A 4,776-nucleotide genomic window follows, 5' to 3' on the forward strand; every position below is an offset into this window, starting at 1 on the left:
GATGTGGCAGCACCTCTGGCCCGACCGGACGGTCGCCCAGGTGCCCATCACCAGCGTGACCAACGGCGTGCACCTGCCCAGCTGGACGGCGCCGGAGATCGAGACCCTGCGGCGCGAGGCGGGCGCCGGCGCGCCGGCGCCGGATCGCCTCTGGCGGGTGCACGAGCACCTGCGCACCGAACTGATCGGGGGCGTCCGTCGGCGTCTGCAGCGCCAGCTCGAGCGCAACAGAGCGCCGGCGGCGGAGATCGCCGACGTCGCCCGCGTGTTCGAACCGCACACGCTGACCATCGGCTTCGCCCGCCGCTTCGCCGAGTACAAGCGGGCCACGCTGCTGATGAGCGATCCCGACCGCTTCGTGCGACTGCTGACGAACGCCGACCGGCCCGTGCAGATGCTGATGGCCGGCAAGGCCCACCCGCGCAGCGAGCCGGGCAAGCTGCTGATCCAGCGCGTCTGGGAACTGTCGCGCATCCCGGCGCTGCGCGGCCGGCTGGTGGTGCTGGAGGGATACGACATCGCCCTGGCGCGCCGCATGGTGCAGGGCGCGGACATCTGGCTGAACACGCCGCGCCGCCCGCTGGAGGCCAGCGGCACCTCGGGCATGAAGGCGGCCGCCAACGGCGCCCTGAACCTCTCGGTGCTCGACGGCTGGTGGTGCGAGGGCTACGACGGGCGCAACGGCTGGGCCTTCGGCGACGACCACGGCGTGGACGAGGCCACGCAGGACGCCCGCGACGCCGACGAGCTGTTCGAGCTGCTCGAGAAGGTCGTGGTGCCGATGTTCTACGACCGCGGACCCGACGGCCTGCCCCGTGCCTGGATCGAGCGCATGCAGCACGCCATGAGTTCGGTGGCCCCGCGCTTCAGCACCGAGCGGATGGTCGACGAGTACGCCGGCCGCTTCTACCTGCCCTGCGCGATGGACGACTGAGCCGCGCGACCGCGATCGCGTCAAGCGTCCCCGGGCGAGAGCCCGGGGACGATCTGTTTCAGCTCGGCGACGTAGCGCGCGAACATCTCGCGCCCGGCCGGCGTCGGCCGGACCACGGTCCGCGGCTTCTTCCCCACGAACTCCTTGACGATCTCCACGGCCCCCCCCTGCTCCAGGGTGGCGAGGTGGACCGACAGCGTGCCGTCGGTCAAGCCCAGCAGGGCCCGCAGTTCAGTGAACGCGGTCGCGCCGGACCGCATCAGGTGGGACATGACGAGCAACCGCGCCCGGCCGTGGATCAACGGGGCCAGGGGCGTCGGCGGCACGGTGGGCTGGCCGTCACCGCCGGGCGGCGGGTACGGCGGGTCGCGGCGCACGCTGGGGCCTCCTTGCCTCCGTGGTCCGCCTCGTGCTCGGGGTCGCGGCGTCAGGAGGACCGCGCCGGCATCCTGCCTGCGCGGTCCCCCGAGAGGGTGCCGGTCGGGGATCCTTCCCCGCCCTGTGAACAGGGTCCGCGGCCTTCACCGGCGCTCCGTCCGGACCCGGCGGTCTCTCACGCCATCGACCTGGCTGTCTGTGTCGGCTGAACCGACCGCGCGCGCCGGTTTCCATCCTTGGATCCCGCGGCGCATATACTTGAATAACCCAAGTACTTTGATATTTCAAGTATAAAGATCACCCAGCGCCGAAATTATCGCACCCGGGTTTGAGCGGCGTCGGGGCGCCTTGTATCTTGGGTGCGACGCGGCGCTGCCGCTGTCCATACATGGCCCGCACAGGGCGCGAACCCATCACCTGCCTGGAGGCCGCGATGAAGACCCGCAAGTACATCGAGTTGGAGGACCGGTACGGCGCCCACAACTACCATCCGCTGGATCTCGTGATCGCGCGGGCCGACGGCATCTGGGTGGAGGATGTGGAGGGGAAGCGCTACCTGGACTGCCTGGCCGCCTACAGCGCGGTGAACCAGGGCCACTGCCACCCGCGCCTGCTGAAGGTGTTCCGGCGCCAGGCCGCGCGCGTGACGCTCACCAGCCGCGCCTTCCGCAACGACCAGCTCCCCCACTTCACCCGCGAGCTGACCGAACTGACGGGCTTCACTCGCGCGCTGCCGATGAACACGGGCGCCGAGGCCGTCGAGACCGCGGTCAAGGCCGCCCGCAAGTGGGGCTACAAGGTCAAGGGCATCCCCGCCGACCAGGCCGAGATCGTCGTCTGCGCCGACAACTTCCACGGCCGCACCACGACCATCGTCGGCTTCAGCACCGAGCCGCAGTACCGCGACGGGTTCGGGCCCTTCACGCCCGGCTTCAAGGTCGTCCCCTTCGGCGACGCGGCCGCGCTGGCCGCGGCCATCACGCCCAACACCTGCGCGTTCCTGGTGGAGCCCATCCAGGGCGAGGCCGGCATCGTGATGCCGCCGCAGGGCTTCCTGAAGAAGGCCGAGGAGATCTGCCGCGCGAACAACGTGCTGCTGATCGTCGACGAGATCCAGAGCGGCCTGGGCCGCACCGGCCGGATGTTCGCCCACGAGTGGGAGGGTGTGAAGCCCGACGGGATGATCGTCGGCAAGGCGCTCAGCGGCGGCTTCTACCCCGTCAGCGCCTTCCTGGCCAACGACGAGGTCATGGGCGTCTTCCATCCCGGCGACCACGGCTCGACCTTCGGCGGCAACCCGCTGGGCTGCGCCGTCGCGCGCGAGGCGCTCAAGGTCATCGTCGAGGAGAAGCTCGTCGAGAACTCGCTCAAGCAGGGCGAGCACTTCATGGCCGAACTGAAGAAGATCGACGCCAAGAGCATCAAGACCGTGCGCGGCACGGGCCTGTGGATCGGCGTCGTGCTGGACCGGCCCGCGCGGCCCTACTGCGAGGCGCTGATGGCCGAGGGGCTGCTCTGCAAGGAGACGCACGAGAAGGTCATCCGCATCGCGCCGCCCCTGACGATCACCCGCAAGGACGTCAACTGGGCCGTCAAGCGCATCGCGAAGGTCTTCAAACAGCTGGGCTGAGCGCGGTCGCGCGCGGAACGCAGGAACCCGGGCCGGCGGCGGCCCGGGTTCCTTTTTTCGCATCGCGCCGGCGAGCCTACTGCGGCTCCGTCGTGCTGAACGTGTACGAGTGGACCCGGTTCTGCTCGTCGAAGCGCACGATCAGGTCCTTGGTCTGCGTCTCGCCGAAAACCTGGTAGTGGTAGCGGCCGTAGGTCCAGGTCGGCCGGCCGTCCTCGACGCCCGTGCGCCAGGGCTCGCCGAACAGCGCCTTCACCTCCTGCTGCGTGGTCTGGCCCATGCGGATCTGCGCGACCCCGGAAGATGGGAACTCGTGGCCGACGGTGGCGCAGCCGCCCGCGAAGGCAGCGACCGCGATGATGGCGACCGCGACGAACGCGACGGCCAAACGGAGGGAGCGGACGCGCGGCGCCTTCATTCGACGCCCTCCTTGAGCTGCTCGCGGATCTCGACCCGGGTCATGGCGTCGCCCTGGCGGACGGCGTCCACGACGTCGTGGCCGCGGACCACCGTGCCGAAGACCGTGTGGCGGCCGTCGAGGTGGGGCTGCGGGCAGTGGGTGATGAAGAACTGGCTGCCGTTGGTGTCGGGGCCGGAGTTGGCCATCGAGAGCACCTTGGCGCCGTGGCGCAGCGGGTTGCCGCGGCACTCGTCCCCGAACTTGTAGCCCGGGCCGCCGCGGCCGGTGCCGGTGGGGTCGCCGCCCTGGATCATGAAGTCGTCGATGACGCGGTGGAACACCACACCGTCGTAGAAGCCCTCGCGGGCCAGGAACACGAAGTTGTTGACCGTGCGCGGCGCGTGCTCGGCGTGCAGTTCCAGCTCGATCTCGCCGCGCTCGGTGGCGATGACGGCGTGGTAGGTCTTGTCGGTGTCGATGCGCATCTCGGGCGGCGCGGGCCACTGCTTGTCGGACATGGGACCTCCCGTGGGGAACGTCGTGGGGGCGCGGGCTCAGGCCGCGAAGCGGTGACGGAAGACGAAGAACACCGCGCCCAGGATGCAGAGCGCCGCCCACAGGTAGTCCCGGTGGAGCGGCTCCTTCATGTACAGGACCGAGAACGGCACGAAGACCGCCAGGGTGACGACCTCCTGCAGGATCTTGAGCTGCCCCAGGTTCAACTCGGCGTGACCGATGCGGTTGGCCGGCACCTGCAGCAGGTATTCGAACAGCGCGATCCCCCAGCTGACCAGCGCGGCGACGAGCCAGTGCCGGTGCGACAGGTTCTTCAGGTGCGCGTACCAGGCGAAGGTCATGAAGACGTTGCTGCAGACCAGCAGCGCCGTCGTGACGGCGATGGTGCGGGGCATGGCGCCGGGGCGTCCTTTCGGGGGGCGGGTATCCGCGCACCATAAGGGCGGGGGCGGGGGTCGTCAAGAGGACCGGGGCGTCAAGCGGGCCGGGCGTCCGACCGCCCGATCCGGCATGACCGCGCCGGTCGGTCGTGCTATGCTGCGCCCGGCTACGGTCCCAGCGCCAGTGAACGGATGATCGCCCATGTTCCGACCCGGTCGGCCACGCTCGGCGGACGCGCCCCCCCCTCGCCGGGCGGCCGCCCTGCTGTGGGCGATCGCGATCCTGGCCACCGCCGCCGGCGCCGCCGTCCTGATCGGCGGCCGCGATTCCTTCCCGATGCGCTTCGCCGACGCCGCCGCGCGCCGCCTGAACCCCCCGCCTCGCGGACACGACCTGCCGGGCCAGTGGTCCGTCATGGACGCCGACGACGACGGTTCATCCCACCCGCTGAGCCGGGTCCAGCGCGCCGCGGCCCGCAAGCTCCTGAGCCTGGGCTACGCGGCCGGCTCCCGGCCGCCGCCGGCGCGTTCCGGCACG

7 protein-coding genes are annotated in these 4,776 nt (G+C 70.7%); 3 read left to right on the forward strand and 4 right to left on the reverse strand.

Translation table 11 applies throughout. The annotated features are described in order from the left end of the window. Positions 1-934 (forward strand): alpha-glucan family phosphorylase (gene glgP, locus Q7W29_04865; protein MDO9171146.1); only part of this gene is annotated, 934 nt, incomplete at its 5' end. A gap of 20 nt (positions 935-954) precedes the next feature. Here glgP and Q7W29_04870 read toward each other — a convergent pair. Continuing rightward, a complete protein-coding gene (locus Q7W29_04870; protein ID MDO9171147.1) occupies positions 955-1,311 on the reverse strand; it encodes a transcriptional regulator in 357 nt (118 codons plus the stop codon). A 434-nt stretch (positions 1,312-1,745) separates the two neighbouring features. Here Q7W29_04870 and rocD point away from each other — a divergent pair, with 434 nt between their 5' ends. After that, a complete protein-coding gene (rocD, locus tag Q7W29_04875; GenBank protein MDO9171148.1) occupies positions 1,746-2,942 on the forward strand; it encodes an ornithine--oxo-acid transaminase in 1,197 nt (398 codons plus the stop codon). Between the two features lie 76 nt (positions 2,943-3,018). Here the strand turns inward: rocD and bamE are convergent, their stop codons facing one another. From bamE to Q7W29_04890, 3 genes are read right to left on the reverse strand one after another with little or no spacing between them, the layout of a single operon-like run. Next, positions 3,019-3,360: an outer membrane protein assembly factor BamE gene (gene bamE, locus Q7W29_04880; protein ID MDO9171149.1), complete on the reverse strand. Its 342-nt coding sequence runs from the start codon at positions 3,358-3,360 to the stop codon at positions 3,019-3,021. Further along, positions 3,357-3,860, reverse strand: coding sequence for a peptidylprolyl isomerase (locus Q7W29_04885; GenBank protein MDO9171150.1), 504 nt, complete (start codon positions 3,858-3,860; stop codon positions 3,357-3,359). Before Q7W29_04885 ends, bamE begins: the two co-directional genes overlap by 4 nt. A 36-nt stretch (positions 3,861-3,896) precedes the next feature. Beyond that, positions 3,897-4,253: a DMT family protein gene (locus tag Q7W29_04890; protein MDO9171151.1), complete on the reverse strand. Its 357-nt coding sequence runs from the start codon at positions 4,251-4,253 to the stop codon at positions 3,897-3,899. Positions 4,254-4,440: 187 nt separating this feature from the next. Between Q7W29_04890 and Q7W29_04895 the strand changes: the two genes are divergently transcribed. After that, a partial coding sequence (locus Q7W29_04895; GenBank protein MDO9171152.1) for a hypothetical protein occupies positions 4,441-4,776 on the forward strand: 336 nt, incomplete at its 3' end.

The sequence above is a fragment of the bacterium genome (genome assembly GCA_030654305.1).
Lineage (GTDB): Bacteria > Krumholzibacteriota > Krumholzibacteriia > LZORAL124-64-63 > LZORAL124-64-63 > PNOJ01.